This is a genomic window from Dolichospermum sp. FACHB-1250 (genome assembly GCF_014696335.1).
GTDB lineage: Bacteria > Cyanobacteriota > Cyanobacteriia > Cyanobacteriales > Nostocaceae > Dolichospermum > Dolichospermum planctonicum.
The window spans coordinates 16,673-34,601 of record NZ_JACJPZ010000039.1 but is presented as its reverse complement, the minus strand read 5'-3'; the positions used below and the strand labels follow the sequence as shown (position 1 = coordinate 34,601).

Annotated in this window: 17 protein-coding genes and 1 pseudogene; 1 reads left to right on the top strand and 17 read right to left on the bottom strand. The window is 37.4% G+C overall.

Annotation, left to right across the window (positions count from 1 at the left end; translation table 11 throughout):
- Nucleotides 1-29: 29 nt before the first annotated feature.
- From H6F39_RS14465 to H6F39_RS14395, 17 genes and pseudogenes are all read right to left on the bottom strand, one after another.
- Nucleotides 30-1,670 (bottom strand): phage tail protein, encoded by a 1,641-nt coding sequence (locus tag H6F39_RS14465; protein ID WP_190396910.1) that lies wholly within the window; start codon nt 1,668-1,670, stop codon nt 30-32.
- A complete protein-coding gene (locus H6F39_RS14460; RefSeq protein WP_190396909.1) occupies nt 1,651-2,631 on the bottom strand; it encodes a baseplate J/gp47 family protein in 981 nt (326 codons plus the stop codon). Before H6F39_RS14460 ends, H6F39_RS14465 begins: the two co-directional genes overlap by 20 nt.
- A 3-nt stretch (nt 2,632-2,634) precedes the next feature.
- The gene (locus tag H6F39_RS14455; RefSeq protein ID WP_190396908.1) at nt 2,635-6,132 is read right to left on the bottom strand and encodes a baseplate J/gp47 family protein; all 3,498 of its coding nucleotides are present in this window, start codon (nt 6,130-6,132) and stop codon (nt 2,635-2,637) included.
- 41 nt (nt 6,133-6,173) lie between these two features.
- Nucleotides 6,174-6,563, bottom strand: coding sequence for a GPW/gp25 family protein (locus H6F39_RS14450; protein WP_137906586.1), 390 nt, complete (start codon nt 6,561-6,563; stop codon nt 6,174-6,176).
- Nucleotides 6,563-7,261, bottom strand: coding sequence for a phage baseplate assembly protein V (locus H6F39_RS14445; RefSeq protein ID WP_370539395.1), 699 nt, complete (start codon nt 7,259-7,261; stop codon nt 6,563-6,565). Before H6F39_RS14445 ends, H6F39_RS14450 begins: the two co-directional genes overlap by 1 nt.
- A 5-nt stretch (nt 7,262-7,266) precedes the next feature.
- Nucleotides 7,267-8,307 (bottom strand): phage late control D family protein, encoded by a 1,041-nt coding sequence (locus H6F39_RS14440; RefSeq protein ID WP_242028651.1) that lies wholly within the window; start codon nt 8,305-8,307, stop codon nt 7,267-7,269.
- Nucleotides 8,308-8,342: 35 nt separating this feature from the next.
- A complete protein-coding gene (locus H6F39_RS14435) occupies nt 8,343-9,017 on the bottom strand; it encodes a LysM peptidoglycan-binding domain-containing protein (protein WP_190371722.1) in 675 nt (224 codons plus the stop codon).
- Nucleotides 9,014-10,585 carry a hypothetical protein gene (locus tag H6F39_RS14430; protein WP_190396906.1) on the bottom strand — a complete coding sequence of 524 codons (1,572 nt, stop codon included), beginning with the start codon at nt 10,583-10,585 and terminating at the stop codon, nt 9,014-9,016. Before H6F39_RS14430 ends, H6F39_RS14435 begins: the two co-directional genes overlap by 4 nt.
- 8 nt (nt 10,586-10,593) lie before the next feature.
- Nucleotides 10,594-11,079 carry a phage tail protein gene (locus tag H6F39_RS14425; protein ID WP_137906581.1) on the bottom strand — a complete coding sequence of 162 codons (486 nt, stop codon included), beginning with the start codon at nt 11,077-11,079 and terminating at the stop codon, nt 10,594-10,596.
- 16 nt (nt 11,080-11,095) lie between these two features.
- Nucleotides 11,096-11,233, bottom strand: a pseudogene (locus H6F39_RS21200) (DUF6760 family protein); the annotation flags it as partial.
- Between the two features lie 17 nt (nt 11,234-11,250).
- Nucleotides 11,251-11,613, bottom strand: a complete 363-nt coding sequence (locus H6F39_RS14420) for a phage tail assembly protein (RefSeq protein ID WP_137906580.1) — start codon at nt 11,611-11,613, stop codon at nt 11,251-11,253.
- Between the two features lie 27 nt (nt 11,614-11,640).
- Nucleotides 11,641-12,081 carry a phage tail protein gene (locus tag H6F39_RS14415; RefSeq protein ID WP_137906579.1) on the bottom strand — a complete coding sequence of 147 codons (441 nt, stop codon included), beginning with the start codon at nt 12,079-12,081 and terminating at the stop codon, nt 11,641-11,643.
- A gap of 85 nt (nt 12,082-12,166) precedes the next feature.
- Complete coding sequence (locus H6F39_RS14410) at nt 12,167-13,282, bottom strand: phage tail sheath subtilisin-like domain-containing protein (RefSeq protein ID WP_190396905.1); 1,116 nt, start codon at nt 13,280-13,282, stop codon at nt 12,167-12,169.
- A gap of 1 nt (nt 13,283) precedes the next feature.
- Nucleotides 13,284-14,642, bottom strand: a complete 1,359-nt coding sequence (locus H6F39_RS14405) for a phage tail sheath subtilisin-like domain-containing protein (protein ID WP_190396904.1) — start codon at nt 14,640-14,642, stop codon at nt 13,284-13,286.
- A gap of 257 nt (nt 14,643-14,899) precedes the next feature.
- On the bottom strand, nt 14,900-15,586 hold the full coding sequence (locus H6F39_RS21195) for an RNA-guided endonuclease InsQ/TnpB family protein (RefSeq protein WP_370539396.1): 687 nt from the start codon (nt 15,584-15,586) through the stop codon (nt 14,900-14,902).
- A 41-nt stretch (nt 15,587-15,627) separates the two neighbouring features.
- Nucleotides 15,628-16,050, bottom strand: a complete 423-nt coding sequence (locus H6F39_RS21190) for a hypothetical protein (protein WP_228036401.1) — start codon at nt 16,048-16,050, stop codon at nt 15,628-15,630.
- Nucleotides 16,051-16,403: 353 nt separating this feature from the next.
- Nucleotides 16,404-17,057, bottom strand: a complete 654-nt coding sequence (locus H6F39_RS14395; protein WP_137906576.1) for a DUF4255 domain-containing protein — start codon at nt 17,055-17,057, stop codon at nt 16,404-16,406.
- 521 nt (nt 17,058-17,578) lie between these two features.
- Between H6F39_RS14395 and H6F39_RS14390 the strand changes: the two genes are divergently transcribed.
- On the top strand, nt 17,579-17,854 hold the full coding sequence (locus H6F39_RS14390) for a hypothetical protein (protein WP_137906575.1): 276 nt from the start codon (nt 17,579-17,581) through the stop codon (nt 17,852-17,854).
- The last annotated feature ends 75 nt before the right edge of the window (nt 17,855-17,929 follow it).

The following is a 17,929-nucleotide window of genomic DNA, read 5'->3' as shown; positions in this document are numbered from 1 at the left end:
TGTCAGAATAATTTAATTAATGGTTAAAGTTACTGAGTTCCTAAAATGGTAAAAACAGTGCCTTGTTTATCTGTGTTAATGATTTTTCCATCCTGATCTTGATAACAAATTTTTAAGATATCTTTAGGAGGAACAGCAGCTAGGTTTAGATCTTGTTCAAACAAGGTAAAAACTGCTGGAACTAGATTAATATTCATTTTAACACTAACACGAACTTTTCCGCTAGTCTCAACATTGTTAAGATTTTTAACTGTCAACTTTAACTTATCTGAAATATCGAGAAGTTGTGGGTAACTAAGCTGGCGTTTAATAGACATCTCCGAAAAAGAATCTAAAACCCTTAACCTGTCTAGTCCAAAACCTGATTTCCGGATATATCTAATGGTCATTTTATTGCTTTGAACAACTGTTTCCGGCGTTAATAAATGATAGTTGGAATTTTCATCTTGAAAACGAAGAGCAATATTGTTGATGATCTTTTCTGTGATTGCTGGAGGTTGATTAATTTGTACGGTAGCCTCTAATTCAAAAATTTGAATTATGGGAGGGTCAAATAAAGTGAAATTATAGGGATTTGTCCAGAAAGACTTGGTAATCTGCATCCCAGAAAACTCAGGAGATTGGGCTTGTTTAAGAATGGTATTACCTCCAATAATATTACCTGATTTATCTTGACTACAAAGTTTGAGAACGGGTAATAAATTCAATGATTGTTCTAATAAGATAGTCTCTTTCTGATTACCATTAAGATCCATAAAAAGCGTTACTTTTAAACCTCCTACAAAAAGATTATCAGTTTGATTAGACAATATCACATTAAAACCTGCTAAATTATCTAAAAATTGTTGATAGGTTATTTTTTGTTTAACGTAAAAAGCCTGATTATCTGTAACAATTAAGGGAGAATAAGGAGTAATTTCAGTTGTATTTCCTTGAATTTTCACAACTAACTGCCTAGACAAATTAATAATTTTCTCTGGCGCGGTTTGCTGAGGAATAATCGCAACTTCTAATGTAAAATCTTGGGTTTGAAGGTCATTAAATAATTTAAAGGGATAGTTAACCTGCGATCGCCGGGTCAACTGCATTGTCGGCACAAGAATTTTCAGCGAATAAAAGGTATGGGCTGGTTTTTCTTGATCGATAATAGCTTTCGCAATCCTAGACTGTCGCCAATACTTTTCAGGATCGCGGTCATTTAACGTTAATTGAACCTGAAAATAATTCGGGAAATTATCAAATTGGTCAAAAATTTCAACCTTATCGCCAAAACCTGAATTGACTAGATAGAGCTTTAAAACCGAAGCCAAGCCCTGTTTTGTCCCTCTTATCCGATATAGTTGAACGATTTCCCTGATAAATGCTCGTTTAGTGCTAGTTTCCCAGTCATCTCGTAAACTTAAGGCCACCCAACCCGCTAACCAAGGCAAAAACTGCTCTGGCGTTTCTTGGGGATGAAAATAAGTCTCAATCCGATTAATAATCTCTTCTAATCCAGGGACATTTTTGCTATTTCCTTGAATGATTTTTTCATAACTGGGTAAATCCTTCACTCCCGAAAGAATCTTTTCAAAAGCCAATAAAAACCTACCCATAAAGGGATCTTCCTGAAGAATGGCAGGTAAATATTGCAGATAGCTACTGACTAACTTAGACTTCTCTGGATTCATTGCCGATTTTCACCTCGATTGTAATTGTTGCAGTTTGCAAATTGATCAATTGGTCATCATCTAACCTAATTTCCCTAATTTCAGTGAGGACTGTTTCAGATTTTTTTTCTGAGTTAACTATTTGAGTTTTTTCTTCTGGGTGAATAATTAATTTTTTTACATAATCTACCCCAGATAAATTATCCAACAGTTGATACAATTCTGATATATAAACATTGCGACCAAAGGGATAGCCCTTGCCCTGCCAATATTTTCCTGATTGCCAAGGATGAAAATAATATTTTAACGCTTCCTGAGCATTTTCTTTAACATCTTCTGGCTTGATGCCATCTTCAATCACTAATGTTGTTTCCAGATTAACTGATATATATTTAGGAGCGACTAGATGAATACGGGTGGTTAATAATCTTCGCTGATCGAGAAATTTAAAGAGATTTGGATAGGCAGCAGTTTCTGTGCTGGTAATATTATCATCATCTTTAACAACAACTAGGGTAATATGACCTTTGGCGTTAGTTTGATTTTGATTCCTCAGAGGTAAACAATTAACCCTAGCGATAGATTCTGCTTTGGTAAAATCCTGTGAATTTTTCCACTCTTCAAGAATGAGTTTCTCGTAATCTTCTTCCGTGACAGCCCGATAGGTTTTTCTTAATTCTAATAAGGTTTTTCTAATTTCTAGCTGGAGTTGTTTCTGTTTTTCTTCAGTAGATTTGTTCGGTAAAGTCCATTGTTCTCCCTTTAATAAACTCACAAAACTAGCATAATTTTGATCGGGAATTTGATTAATTTGATAAAGGGTCATTTCTGTTAACCAAGCAAACAATTCAATTAGAATAATTCCCGTATCTGTTGGATTATGGTCAGTCCATTCAGGATATTCTAAGGGAATAAGCGCGATCGCCTCTTGCACCAAATCATCATAGCTCTGATCATCTAGATTAGGTAAGGGTAAATTCATAATTTAATTTCCTCCAGACGATTGCAAATGAATAATATGATGCCCCGAAAATATTAATGAGTCGGCCGCTAGTTCAGGGGATTCGGGATCGGGATTAATCTCCAATAAATCCACATGATCAACCCCAGAAATGGACTGAATGAGTGCGTAAAAATCAGACTTTTGGGGATAGCGTCCAAATCGCCAACCGTCTCCACTTCCGCCCGTCAGGGGATGTAAAAAGGCTTCTAAACGCCGATTAATCGTCTCTCTGAGGCGATCTAATCCTTGGTAAGTCGTGGGTGTAATGGTGGCAGTTACAATGATTTCTTGCCATTGGGGAACGGTGACAGTTAGATCTAACATCGCCTCACAACGCGATTGGATATAGCCTTCGACTTTTTCTAATAAAGCTAAACTGGGATTGGGTTGACGTTCTTTACTATTAGGTAAAACTATTAATTTAACTTTTCCCGAATCCTGATTAATTGATAATAGCATTTTTTTAAATTCATCGGGGTTGGTAATTTGTGTCCTTTTACTGTTGATATAATCATTAAGTGTTATGTCTTTCTTGGTCGGATCTAACCACAAACCTCCATTTAATGCACTAAATTCTGGAGTCATTAAATCTGGTGTAATTAATTTAACTCTCTTCACATCCGTAGAGGCTTCATAGGCTAAATCTTCTATATCTTGAAGGGTGACTGCGCGATTTCTGTGCCGTAATTTTTGCGGAACTCTTTCTTTGAGGCGTTCGAGCTTTTCTTGATTGGCCCCCCCAGCCGCCGCTTCTAAATTGACAACTCGATCAATATAGGGAACAGTGGTTTTAAGTTGATTGACTGATTGGGAAACGAGATTTCCCTGTTCACCACCGCCAGTACGATAAAAAGAAAGACGAATATTATTACGACCCCTGGGAGGAATCATCCCTGATTGTCCATCACCAAAGCTAATTTTTCCTGTCTGACGATCTAATAAATAATGGCGATCGCTCTCCGTTGAACTATAAAAATCGGGAACTTCTTGCCATGTTACCCAAATTTCTTCAATCTCTCCTAAATTATCTCGAATCACTGTCAATTTATCCGAATCAAATTGTTCAGGAATTTCATTTTCTCGAATTTCTAATTTTTCTCCGATTAAAATCGGTGAATAACCGGCAGTAAAAGTTTGGTGAGCTTCGTAATTACTTGAACCTAATATTTCTGCTTGGATCGTAGTTGCCTGAACTGCCCAGGTTGTATTGGTCAAAATTTTATTTAAACGAGGCTGAATCGAAAAATTTCCCCCTTGCCAACGGACTCTTAACCAGTATAAGTCCTGATTAAATATCATTGATTTGGTGAAATCGCTAGGAGCAATAAATTGAATTAAGCCTCTGTGAGAAAATGCTTTTGTTTGATCATTGACTCCCAAAGTTTGCCAACCCAGAAGGCTAAAATATTCCCAAATTAATTGGGGATTACTTCGAGAAATTGCTTGAGATAATTCTTGAGGAGATGGAGGATTTACCTGAGCATAAAGAGTAACTGTTTGATTGCCAAAAGGTTTATCAAACCCTAAATATAAACTAGGATTTTTATCAATAGTGGGGATAAATGGTCGAAAATGACAATCAATACGGGTATCTTTTGAGTATGTTTGACTGAGACTTGCCGCTAAAATAAGTTGCTTAGTTTGAGGATTGATATACTCGATTTGATGAATTTCTGGATTAGGCTGAGAGGGGAATGTTAAAAATTCTCCAACTGCCAAACCTTCAACTTGATTAATACTGACTTTCTGACTACCCTGATCTATTTTATCCGTTAATTTTATATCAAACTTTTTCGGCTGGGAATAATGAAGATCATTATAGGCAAAATAAATCGCCTTTTCATTAAAATCAAAGTTATAGGTTAACTTAAGAGATTGGATGATCGGTGGGTCATAATTCGGAGGAACGGTTTCAGAGATGACATATCTTAAGAAAATTTTTGTTCCTTTTACTTTGGCTTGGGGATTAGTAACTAATGTTTCTAAGGTTAATTGGTTATTACTAAGACTTTGAATTTTATATTCTTCTCTTTTTTCACTATTATTTTCTAACCAGACTAATCGGATCATATCACCAGCTTTGAAAAAATCTGATGCTGTACCTACGATAGAAATCGTTTTATTATCATTAGTGACACTATCAACGATAGCCACCTCATTATAGATGGCATATTTTCTAATAGTGGAAGCTTGTCCATAAAGTCCTTGGGTAATTCTAGCGCGAATCCAGTAACGAGTTTCTCCATTAACTGTACTGGGTGAAGGAATTTGCTGGGGAAACTTTAATGTCGTAGTTATTGGACTATTTTTAATCAACTGAGGTGATGAATTCATCCACAATTGATTTTCACTTTGTGTTATCGCAATTTTTTTCCATTCTCCCTGTGCTTGTATTTCCCAGGTAATAGTTATATCAGAAGGGGCTAGATTGGAGGTATAGCTTAACTCAAAAGTCAATGTGATATTTGCGCCAGGTTTAACAAACCTATCATGTAAGGCAATATAAAAAGTATCATTTAATTTGGGTTCTTCTCCAAAGGGATAAAAATTCTTACTCTGATCTAAGGGTGTATCATTATATAAACAAACTTCAGGCATGAGATTTACTTGATTAATCTGTGTGCTACCTTGAATTTGATTAATAATGGGCAAATTCTTGGGTAAAGAATTTAATTTTAATTTGGCTTGTAGCCATTTTCCTGATTTTCCATTAATTTCAGAGACAGAAGGAAGTTTAATATCAGCAAAATTTAAGATACACTGGCTGTCTTTAATCGTTAAGTTAGGACGAGAAAGATTTTGCCACTCTAGACCATTCCAATAAGACCAATCTAAAGATAAATTTAAATCCGCCATACTTTGGGGATTATTTGTTTCTATAGTCAGGCTTAAATTAGATAATTCAGGCAAATTAAATATTTCATGACAAGTTATATAAAGAGAATGCTGAATCGGGCGATCGCCTGAAAAAACCAGAAAAGATTGATCTTCTTTTCCTGTGACAAATAAGGTATAGTCACCATATTTATCTTGATTGGGTTCTCGTACAAATACCGCTTTTAATTGAGCAGTGGTAACAATAAGTTCCTGCTCAGTTTCAAAAATAATTTCCTCATCATTGCCTTCCAGGGGAGGTGCAGAAATTTGGGTATAGGCAGGAACAAATGCCCCCACTGGACTGGCTTCGGCTAAATAAAAAGTTAAGGGAACTTTTGCGGGTTGAGGCGGCTGTAATTGTCCGCCAATTAAATCGAGAAAGGCCAGAAAATTTTTCTCAGGGACTTGATTGAGGCGATCGCTAATTTTTGTTACCATACGACCAAAAATGCGAATTAAAGCTCGACCCACATCCATTTGCCCTAGGGGAGGGGCTTTCCATCCCTGTTCAAGACTCGAAGTAAACTCTTGAACAAAGGCTTCTGTTTGTTGGACAATCTCTTCATAGGTACGTTGGTCAATTTTAGGCGGTAAAGAAGTCATATTTAATCCTCCGTAGTAGGTTTAGAATAGAGAAATAGTTGTTATTGATCTAAGTAAAATGGATAAACTAAATTAAAAATATTGTTAGTAGTGCGAACCTGATAGTTTATTTGGATCAAAATAACATGAGGTTGACTCGCATCAGGAATGGTATCAACATCTAAAACATCAATACGAGGTTCCCACTCAATTAAGGCCTCTCTCACATCGCTGACGATTTGACCGATGGTTCCGAGATTATTGGGAGAAAATACCCTTTCATAGATACCGCAACCAAAATTAGGACGCATTACCCGTTCTCCCTTAGCTGTACGGAGAATCATGATCATAGATTGACGAACTGAATCCTCATATTTTTGGGTTTTAATTTGACCTTTTTCATCAATCTTCACCGGGCTTGTCCAACCCACTCCTAAAAAATCAATATCCATTACATCACCTCCAGGGAATTATTATTAATTTTTACACCTGCTGAACACTTAATACCTAAGCCCGAGGACGCTTCCAGTGCGTACTTAGATTTAGCTTTTATAGTACAATCTTTTCCCGTTTCCAATTGATAATTTTCCTGGGTTTTAATTGATAAGTTCTTACATTCTATCGAAACATCGTCATCACTACTTTTTAAGATAATTTTTCCGCCTGTTTCTATGGTTAAATCTTTTTCCACCTTGATATTCATCGTATTTTCTTGGGAATCAATAATAATTTGATTCTTCCCTGTTTTATCTTGAATAATAATTTTCTCTTCTCCCTCAGTGTCATCTAGGATAATAGTGTGACCACTGCGCGACTTAATCATTCTTTTATTATTTTTTCCATCTTCATTCACTTCAGGTGGCGTATCTTTACCATTCCATAATGAACCAAGAATGTAGGGAAAATTCATATCACCATGCTCGAAAGCCACTAAAACTTCGTCGTCAACTTCGGGCAACAAAAATAAACCCCGATCTTTCCCTGCCATTGGACTAAGGACCCTAGACCAATCACTTTCATCATTTTCTGATAACCAAGGGAACTTAACCTTAACTCGACCCATTTTTTTAGGATCTTGATTATTGGTGACGATCGCAATAGTCACACCATAAAATTTATGATTTTGTTCCTTTGCCATTAATAAGTCCATTCCCATCATGTCGCAGTCCTCCTAGCTGTAAATAGAGTTTGATACCCTTGATCGGGTGAAAATTTGTGTTCTGTGGTCGTCACGTAGTAAAGACCGCTAAATCGCTTACCGATACCTTTAACTTCGATCACTTTGCCGATTCGTAAATCGGGATTCCCCAAACTACTTCCCTCCGCTATCACATAGGCGATCGAAATATCTCGAAATTGTCCTAAGGCCATTTCGTCGGCTTCTGCTTTTGTTGACATCGGTTGATCGACAATTGTGTTACTAGATTTTCCAAAGGTGCGGATCATCTGAGATCCTGTTTTATCTCCTCCCATTTTACTGTTTTCTTTGCCCACCCCCGCCTTACTCACCACAACTTCTTTGTCTTGAGGATTCCAACCTCTAACTTCTACCTCAGAAACTTGATTTAGACTACTTAAGCGAGGAAAAAATTCAACTAAATCCTCTTTATAAGTAAGTGTTAAAACCTTACCCGCAGAATTTTTATGGGGACGAAAATACAAGTCTTTTTTGTCAACGACCACCTCATAACCAATGCGCTCGGCGCGAGTTTTTAAAAAATCCCAGTCAGTTTGATTATGTTGTAAGACGTATTCTAATTTTACCTTACTATCAGTAACTTTGGCATTCAATCCTCTGGATCTAGCAATTTGGCTAGCAATTTCACTATCTTTTACTTTGAGAAAAGATTTTGTCTGATTACCACGTAATAAACGATGGCGTAAATCATGGCCTCTCACTCCCAATACGGGTACTGATTCTTGACTAAATTCTGGTTCTAAAGCAGTAATTTCTCCCGTAATAATTGTTTTGAGATCCTTTGCATATCCCATTTGAATTTCTACTGCATTACCAATTTCAAATAAATTATTATCTGCCCAGGTTACTTTTTGTTTGACTAAATCCCAACTGGCAATTTTTAATTCAAACATACTCGGTACTTCCATATCTTCGGAAATAGATACTGAAATCAAATCGGCATCTACTTCAGGGGATAGAGAACTACCGTTAATTAAGATTTTTTTATTTGGGTTCAATAGGTCGGCATTACTTGGCATAGCTGATCTTAATTTTATGAACTTTGAAGATTATTAATTCGTAAAGGGGGAATTGTTAGCACCATTCCTGGATTTAAAATTCGAGGATTAATCAAGCGATTTTCTGCGGCAATAATTCGCCATAGAGAGGGATCACCATATTCTTCTGTGGCAATACTACTGAGACTTTCTCCCTCTTTTACAATCCTCACGGGATCATCAATCGGGTTGCCAATTTTGGCTTTTATCCCTGGTTCTTGCCACTCTTTAAACGTACAATCTAAGGTAGCACGAACAGGGGTTCCATCTTCAAGAAAGTGGGTTAGGGTTTTAGTGACACTTATTAAAAAACCATCGGGTAATAAAACACTGTCCTTTCCTGATATTGTCCCCCATACTAATCGGCATCGCGGAGGACGTTTTAAGTTGAGATTAACCTGTGCCAAATTGTAAATGAGTCTCGTATAATTTTGAACATTTTTATTGGGTTTTATCTCAAAGGTAGTATCAAAAAATAAATTAATACTTAGAGTTGCAGGATCTTCAAAAAAGTTATAAGTTCTTTTGTATTTATGAAATTCAACTCCACCTCCTGATTTAGTAACAGTAATCTGATTCGGGTTAAAGGGAACTTTGATCAGCAAAGGAAATTGACCAGGTTTTTGCCCTTTGCTTTTCTCGGCATAAATTTTTAATTTTTCTAAACTCATCGTTTTTGTCCTCTGCGTTCACTTTCGATTACTAAACGTCGCATGATTTTCCGCTCAACTTGATCGGCGATCGCCTCTAGATTAACTTTTGGTGGAGTGGTTTGCATGGGAGAAATTCTGGTTTCTGTGGGAGGAGATGATACCGCAAAAACTTTAGGAACTTCTGGACTCTGTTGTGGCGATTGCCTGTGAATATCAAAGTTAGTAGAACTGGGCAATGATGGAATTCTAGAAGCCAGGGGTAAGGGAGCCGCGATCTCTGGGCTATCAACCCTAGTTTTTACGTTAATTCTAGGCACTTTTGACGAACCAAATTGTGGCATGGGCAGTTGGTTTTGTATATTTTCTGAAGGGTATTGATGAGAAATTTTAACGACAGGTAATTTAATTTTTCTTTGCTCTAAGATCATCGAATCTACTAAAAATTCCTCAGTGATAGGTTCTTCTAAAGAGCGATTAAATGTTTGTTTTGTATTCTCATAATAATTAATTAGGGAGGAATTGGTTGATGATATAGGCAGACTTAAAGGACGCTGTTGAATAGACTTATTCTGAGATAATAACTTAGAAGAATTTTCCTGTAATAATGGATTAACAATTAGATATTTTCTCTCCGAAAAATTAGAATTTCTATCAATAATTTTGGTAATCGGTAATGGATCTTCCCTTTTAAAACCATTATTGATCAAGGAATATGTCTGATTTGACGATAAAAAATTATCTATGATCGCTAATGGATGAACAGTTTGATGTTGGGTTAAAGAAATACTGTTTTTTTTGTTAATAGAATCAGAAGTTTCTGATTTAAATTTTCCAGTAATCATAGTAGATGAACTTGCGATCGCCTCTAAGGATTCTGAATTAGTCACTAGCGGCATTTCTATCGCGGGAGCAATTTCATTCCCTGTTGATGCTTGAATTACTATAGGATTGGCAGTATTAGGTTCTCTGTTTTCTGTCAAATAATTACTCGCTGCTGAGGGTGTTTGAGAAGATGCTGTTTTTGCTTGTATGGTTTTCTCGGTATTTGATGCTAAATTGTTAGTCTGATTGACTGTCAAAGTTTGATTATTTTCTGATTGTTGTCCGGGTGTTACAGGGGTAGAATTAATTGATAAAGGCATTTCTATCGCAGGAGCAATTTCATTCACCGTTGATGCTTGAATTACTATAGGATTGGCAATATTAGGTTCTCTGTTTTCTGTCAAATAATTACTCGCTGCTGAGGGTGTTTGAGAAGATTCTGTTTTTGCTTGTATGGTTTTCTCGGTATTTGAGGCTAAATTGTTAGTCTGATTGACTGTCAAAGTTTGATTATTTTCTGACTCTCTCAAAGCAGGTAAAGCATAAACAATTGGTACAGAGTCTACAGACATTTCATTAAGCCCTTGCCAACGCTGTAGATATTGACTTAATAGGGGTAAACGATTCAAAAAGCGATCGCAACGATCAATAATTTTTTGGCCAATATCCTGCTTAATAATGCCAGGTTGCTGACCTAAAAGAACTAACCGCTGCAACAACTGAGGATTTAATGAATCTTGCCAGTTTAATGAAGAATTTTCCATGAAAATACCTATCTTTCCTTAGTAATCCCTTGATGAACGAGTTCGATCCGTTCGATCGCAATTTCGTCACTACTAGCATTGAACGTTGGCCCTTCCCATTTAACGGGATAGGCATTTTTAAAAGTCCACGACAAAACGGGAATCCGTTGACTATTTAATAAAAGAATCGTGCCATTTTTTTGCTCAATAATGCCTTTACTGGTCGCTTTGTACCACGTAAAAAATAGATCATTACTGACTAATCCTCGTGTAAAAACGAGATTGGGATAGGTTGTATTTTTAGGAAATTGATGAACAAAACCATTCACTCCTCCTTCCTCATAGGATTCAAGCTTTATTTCACTGCTTAAGCCTGTTATCTCCGTAAATCCACCCTCGATCACTCCTCCGATTTCCACTTTAAAGTTGTAACTTTTATAAGGATCGTGTTCTTTTAAAGAACGATTCGATCCTTTCTTTAAAGCATCATTAAGTTTTGTAAATAGGGGATTCACTGCACGCTCCTTGAATTTAAGAATTGTTGAGTTGTTCGTTGATTCGTGCGACCTGGGCAACCCATTGTTGGCGATCGCGGTGTTCCATCATCATCACTTGGTCATGGGTCCAATGAAAATAGTAGGCAAGATAGGCTACCTCCTCCAGTAAACGCTCTGGGGGGTAGCGACTTACTCCCCCAGAGGAACGGTCTCCACTTCAAATTCCCCTTGGCAATGGGGACAGGCAACCAATAAACGACTATGACCATTTTGATTAATTCGTTGATAAAAATCCTGCAAATAAATCAAATCTCCCGAAAATAATTCTTCGATCACCTTGGTATTAATTTGCTCTAATGCTCCCAGTTTGGTAATTACCCGCGCTAAGAGAATAATGATCAAATAGCCTGGATTTTTTTGCACTCTGGGATCTCGTAGAGGGGCAATTTCATCCTGGGCTGTGGAGAGACGCATGGTTCCCTCACGGTGGAGATTTCCATGAGCATCCAGATACCCCTGGGGAAGAATAAAGGAAAATTCGGTTTGTAGCATAGATAATTATCAATTATTTAAGGCTGATTAACTGACAGTAATGCCTTCGTGAACTAATTCCAAGGTTTCGATTGCGACTTCATCGGAAGTGGCATTAAAATCGGGGGCGTTCCAGGTGGTTGGCCAACAATTTTCTAAGTTCCAACGTATTTTTTCTTGTCCCTGATTATCAGCTAAAATGATGGAGACGTTGCGTCGCTCTGCTGTGCCGTCCTGTAAAGTTTTATGCCATTTCCAGAGTTCTTGGTTATCGGTAATGCCGCGTTTGAGAGAAATGTTGCCGTAACTATTGAGGCCTGGAATTTGGCGTTGGGTTAAAGTTTTGTCCGTACCTTCTCGATAGGTTCCCGCTGCGCGGGTAGCCGTTAATCCGCTACATTCCCGAAAACCAGCATGGATAATGCCATCCCATTCCACCCAGAAATTATAGCCACTATAGGGGTCATGGGCATTAACAACGTTAGGCATGATTAGATCTCCGTATTGTTTAATAAATTTTAGTCGCTATCTTGGTTGATGATTTTATGCAAAATTATTTTGCTAATTTAGCAACCTAAACTAGGGCAATACTATTTCCCGTTTGTACCAAAAGAAGTTGAATAAATTCTCCTGGAATGGTAGGAGCTAAACCGATTTGTGCGATCGCTTTTCCCATTTCCCGACTTTCGGGTGGATTGGTGATTGCATCACATTTTACATAAAATGCTTGCTCGGTAGTTTCTCCCTGTAAGGCTCCTTGTTGCCAAAGAGATTCACAGTAAATGGTCAATTCTCGCTGTATGCGTAACCACAGGGAAAAATCATTGGGTTCAAATACAGTATCCCCTAAGTTGAATTCAATCCAACGTTTAAACGTCAAAAAAAGACGACAGACATTGACATATTTCCATTCAGGCAAATCACTCAGGGTACGAACCCCCCAAACCCTTAGTCCCCGTCCCCGCAAACTACGAATGATATTAACCCCCGCTTCTTTTGCTTGATTGAGTTGGATTTGCTGCTCTGGTGTGAGGGAAAAACTGAGATCAAGAATGCCTTCAATGACTTGGTTGGCTGGGGCTGTGTGAACTCCACCCGTTCGGTCAGATTGGGCATAAATTCCCGCAATATGGCCACAGGGAGGAATGGGATTTTCTCGATTTTCAATCTTGAGCCAAGGCGCGTACAATGCCCCATGATTGCTAATTAATCCTTGTTTTTGCCTGTTTATGGCTTGAACCTCAGCACTATCAACAGCATCTAGAATAGCAAAGCGATCGCCCATTTTTTCACAATGGGATAGAATTTCCCGTTGCATTTCTAAAATATCCTGAGTATCACCCTTCACGATGTCGGGAGCGCAGACTAAATCAATGTTTTCGACAATTTCACTCGCTTCTAATCCCCTTTTCAAAGCATCTAGGGTATTATCGGGCAAAGGCATAACATAGCAAAGACGACCGCCATTTTCAAAAAAGCCTCGAACCGCATCCCCTAAATACCCATCTTTCTTAGGACTCAAAAATTGTTCAAACTGACCCAACAGAGTTAGTCGTTGAGGAAAATAAACTTTCTCCTGATCACCAGCAAGACCGAAAAAAATAGGAACTCCCGTGAGTAATTGGGCTTCAGGAGCAGGACTAATTTCCGTTAAATAAACGCCAGGAATTTTAGATTGGAGTTGTTGCATTTTATTCTTTAGTGCCAGACCACTGACTCAAACGAAAGATCACAAATTCAGCAGGTTTAACCGCCGCAACCCCGATTTCTATCACCACTTGACCGAGATCCCGTAGAGCAGGAGGATTATTCTCTGCATCGCATTTGACATAGAAAGCTTCCTGGGGAGTTGTTCCAAATAAAGCTCCTTTGCGCCATTCTAAAGTCAAGAAAGCAGAAATATTACGACGGATTTTTGCCCAAAGTTCAGGGGTATTGGGTTCAAAAACAACCCATTGCGTCCCTTTATCAATGGAGTCTTTCAAATAACAAAAATGACGACGAACATTAATATATTTAAACTCTAAATTTGCGTCACCGCCGAGGGTACGCGCCCCCCAAACCAGGATATTGCCATTGAGTTTACGAATAACATTGATACCCTTAGGATTAAGCCTATCTTGCTTGGCTTTACTGATGTTAAATTGCAAATCCAAAGCACCTAAAAGAGGCACATTAGCTGGGGCTTTGTGAACACCTCTTTCTCCATCAACCCTGGCATAAACCCCCGCAATATGTCCACTGGGCGGAACAAAAATGTTGGTCTTTGTGGCAGGGTCGTAAACCTGTATCCAGGGAAAATAGAACGCCGCATAGTCAGAAGTAAATTCAGGCACTGTTGGCTTGGTTTCACTGCCTAAATTAATATCAGTCTTACAATCAAGGATGGCAATGCGATCGCCCATCTTAGCGGCATGGTCTTTAATTTGGCCAATAATCTTGGCATCAGTTTGTCCGGGAGCGACAACAATACTGATTTCATCAATGGCTTCAAAATCATTCAAAACCCCATCTACATCCTTGGTATCGGATACCCAGGTGACATAGGCCCGAGTTCCGCCATTGCGAAAGAAACCATAAACCGCATGGGCAAAAATATTCTGCTCTGGATTGTCCTTGGTAAAATCCCCAAAAAATTGTTTAAATTCAGTGAAATTAGTAATTAATTTGATTTCACCTGATGAAACTGAAGTCCAGTAATCAATTATAATTTCGGACTTGTCAGGGGGAGCCGATGTAAATTCAATGTTGGAAATTTTGTCATTTGTTACATTGTTTAATTTAAATTCACTGTTTTTGGGTATTGATTCAGGCAAAGTAACACTTTCTTTGTCCGTCGCTACTGGGTAATTTTTCAGCGAAAAAATCTTCTTGTTACCATCCCCAACGCCTACTTTTTCCTGACTAATTTTGTTGATGTAATATCCAGCAGGGGACTTACGTTGAAAAATACCGATAAATCCAGCAACACTCGTTCCTGCTCCCGCAATCGGTGCAGAACCAGAAGACACCTCTTCAACATAGACACCCGGCGATAAATAAGTCGGCATGGCTTAAACTCCTGAGTAGTGTAGTTTAGAAAACTGTAAAATATTTTTGGGAGAAAGTGTTAAATCCTGCAACAAAATTTTACAATCTTTGGGTTTTATCCGGGTAAAATCCCTGATTTAATCAGAATAGCGTCATTAAATCCTCAATTTTAGTATCATCAACGACAATACACTACTTAAGTAATATCCTCGAAATCTTAACATTCAACACTTCTGATATGGGCTATCATACAAATCCAAGATTAAGCTTCCCCGGTTTAGAAAACCGGGGATTTCTGAAGAGTCCACAAACGAACTTTCTTAGGCTGACTTAAACAGCCTCTATGGATTCCGCTAAGATCAATTCCTAGCATCACCATTACTTTTCTCAAGATATTAGCAGCACCATTAGCATCTGCATTAATTTTGAATCCATCAGAAGTTTTATACACCCCACGACTAACTCGTTTCCCAGTCGCTTTCCACCCCAGGGGTTTTTCACCGAATTTAGGCATATTATCACCGCCGAGAAACGATGATTGGGAAGTATATGATTCTTCTGTTTCCATAAAATCTATTCCGTATTGTTTACATAGTTGAGCAATACGGTCTTTTAATTTTGCTGTGGGAATTTGGACAAACTTCTGATTATTTTTAGCACCTAAGTCAATACCATCTTTCTGTCCTTTATTCCATCCAAAAACAATAGTACCAATTTTGTTGTCAATGCAGTGGTTAACGACTATCCTTGCGGCTTTATTCACTGCATTACGCATTTGTCGGTTTCTTTTTTCGGTAATAGCAGTTAATCTATTAGTCCAAAATCCCTGCGGTTTATCGCTTTTAAGTTTAGCTACTGATTTGTTGTACCACTGATTTAAACTTTTTAAATGAATTCCATCAACAATAAATGATGTTCCTAGATTAGAAACACAGGTTAACCAGTTGTTTAGCCCATGGTCAATCCCTAAAACATTTTTCTTGTCAACATCAGACCTTACTTCATTTACTTGATAGACTCCGCATAAAATTGTCTATTTCTAGGCAGAATACGTACTTCTCTGATTGATTTAAAGTCAAGATTAGATGGTATGGGCAAATAAAAACAATCCATGTTAAACCATGCTTTAACTTTTGTTCCCAAAGGAAATCTAATCATCCCATCAATTAACTTTAATGACCTGCCAGTAAAAGTAGCCACGGTCATCACGCTTTTACAGGAATTAGGTAATTTTGGTTTCTGGGAAACTTCACCTTTCTTTGCAGTTTTAACTAACCCAATGTACGACTTAAAAGATTCAGATACACTGGCCAATATTTGCTGGGAAGTATCAGAATACAATGCCTGGTAATGAATGTTTTTCTGATAAGTTCCTAGTTGCTTGTGCAAATCTGCTCTACTAGGAATACAACCAGTTTGAAAATACATCTGTCTGGAATAGTAAACACCGCAATTTATCAACCTTTTAGCTTGTGTACAAACGTATTCTAAAATTGCTGTTTGATTAATATCAGATTTAACGAGAACTTGTTGACATCCGTAAATTGTTCGACTTCAATGTTTATTGATTTAAAAAGTATAGCTGAGGTATGATTCACTTGTCAGATGTTATCAAAAGATATATCGAAGATCCGCATCACGGTTAATTATCACAGCGAATAAATTCGCCGTTGGCACTTCCTCCACTGTCTAAAGCCAACTGGCTTCCGTGCCTTTTTTGCGATTTTCTTGTGATTGAACATCCTAGACAATAATCTCCGACAAACTCAAGACGGCTAAAATTAACCAGATGAGTTTTTCTGCTGATTTCTCTGGACACTAGAACTCTCTAAGGTGACCTTGCTTGTTTTTATTAATGGCACTTCTTCTTGTTCATCATCAACAACATAAGGGACGGGAATTGTTACAGTACAATGAATGGAAGCCTTGGGTTTTCCTCCTATTGCTTGCCAAAATTCACCTAGATTTTGAACTTGTCCAGATCGTAGTGAGATAATAGGTACGGGCAACTCTTGTTTTTTTAGTGTTCCCTGCAAAATTGTAGATGGAATATAACGAGATCTCACCAAAATTTGCATAATTTCTCCAAGTATTTGATGTTCATAGAGAAAAGGAACTTGATTACTATCGTCACGATTAGATTGAGGTCTATTAGTCCAAACAGTAATTAAATAAGAACAATCAACCCTAGTTGAAGCAAAAACTCTTTTTGAGACTCCTTCTGCTTTCATTGACATATCCCAACTTCTGACAGAACTACGCAGTTCAACATTTTCTCGTATATCATATAAAAAAAGGTTGATAATAGTTCCTTCGTTTTCAAGATCCTGACTAGGTGGCTCAAAACTAATTTTATAACCACGTTGGTCTATCACATCATTTTTTAAATTATTACTTAATAGTAATTTTAAGGTTTCATCTAAATCTTTTAACATCGCTTTAACTCCTTTTGCCTAAAGTGTCATAATTAAAATCTTAGGTGATTTTCTATTAAATAAAACCTAGATACTTCTTGACTCAAAAATAATATTTACCATATTTATTTACCATATTATTTATTATTAAATTTTTTTTAAAAGTTTCAAAGCTTTAATTGGTAAAAACTAAACTCAGTTATATCCCATGAGCAGATTTATTACCGTGAAATATAATACAAGAAAATATAACATCATTCTTCAGATCAAAGCTTACCCCTTACAAAAATTTACATTTTTAAGAATTGATAGCCCCTGAGGGGGTGACGAAATCCTTTCAACCAATTATGCAGTCAGGGTTTTGAACGTTGGCGCTATGAAAAAAACACAAAAATCAGACTTGTGGGTTTTGGTTTTTACTCCAGTTGTTGATATTTGTAAAGTAATATTACAAACCTTGGAAAAATATTGAGAAATTGCTCACCTGGCAAACATAGCTTTAAGGTAGTAGCTATAGAAGAGAATTAAGGCCAATTTATAAAATGAACAAAAATAATCTTCAAAACTATCGGTTTGCTTGTACCTTGACCTTTGGTGATATATATGGCCAAATTATTATTTGGTTAATTACCATTACCATTAGTTTAGCATCTGCGTTAGCATTAATGGGCGCGAAACGACCTGTTTACGCTTTGGCTACGGTGGGTCTTGTGGTTCTCCTGTCTCTGCCTTTTTTACTTTTTGCCTTTGTGACAACTCTATTAAATAATATTGAATTGAATGCTGTAGAGCCGGAAACAAAGACTGAATCAACATAAACCAATGATTTGACCTGATTTGACTACAAAACCCTATTACCCTGTCTCTAGCAGGGCTTACGCAACTGGCATAAT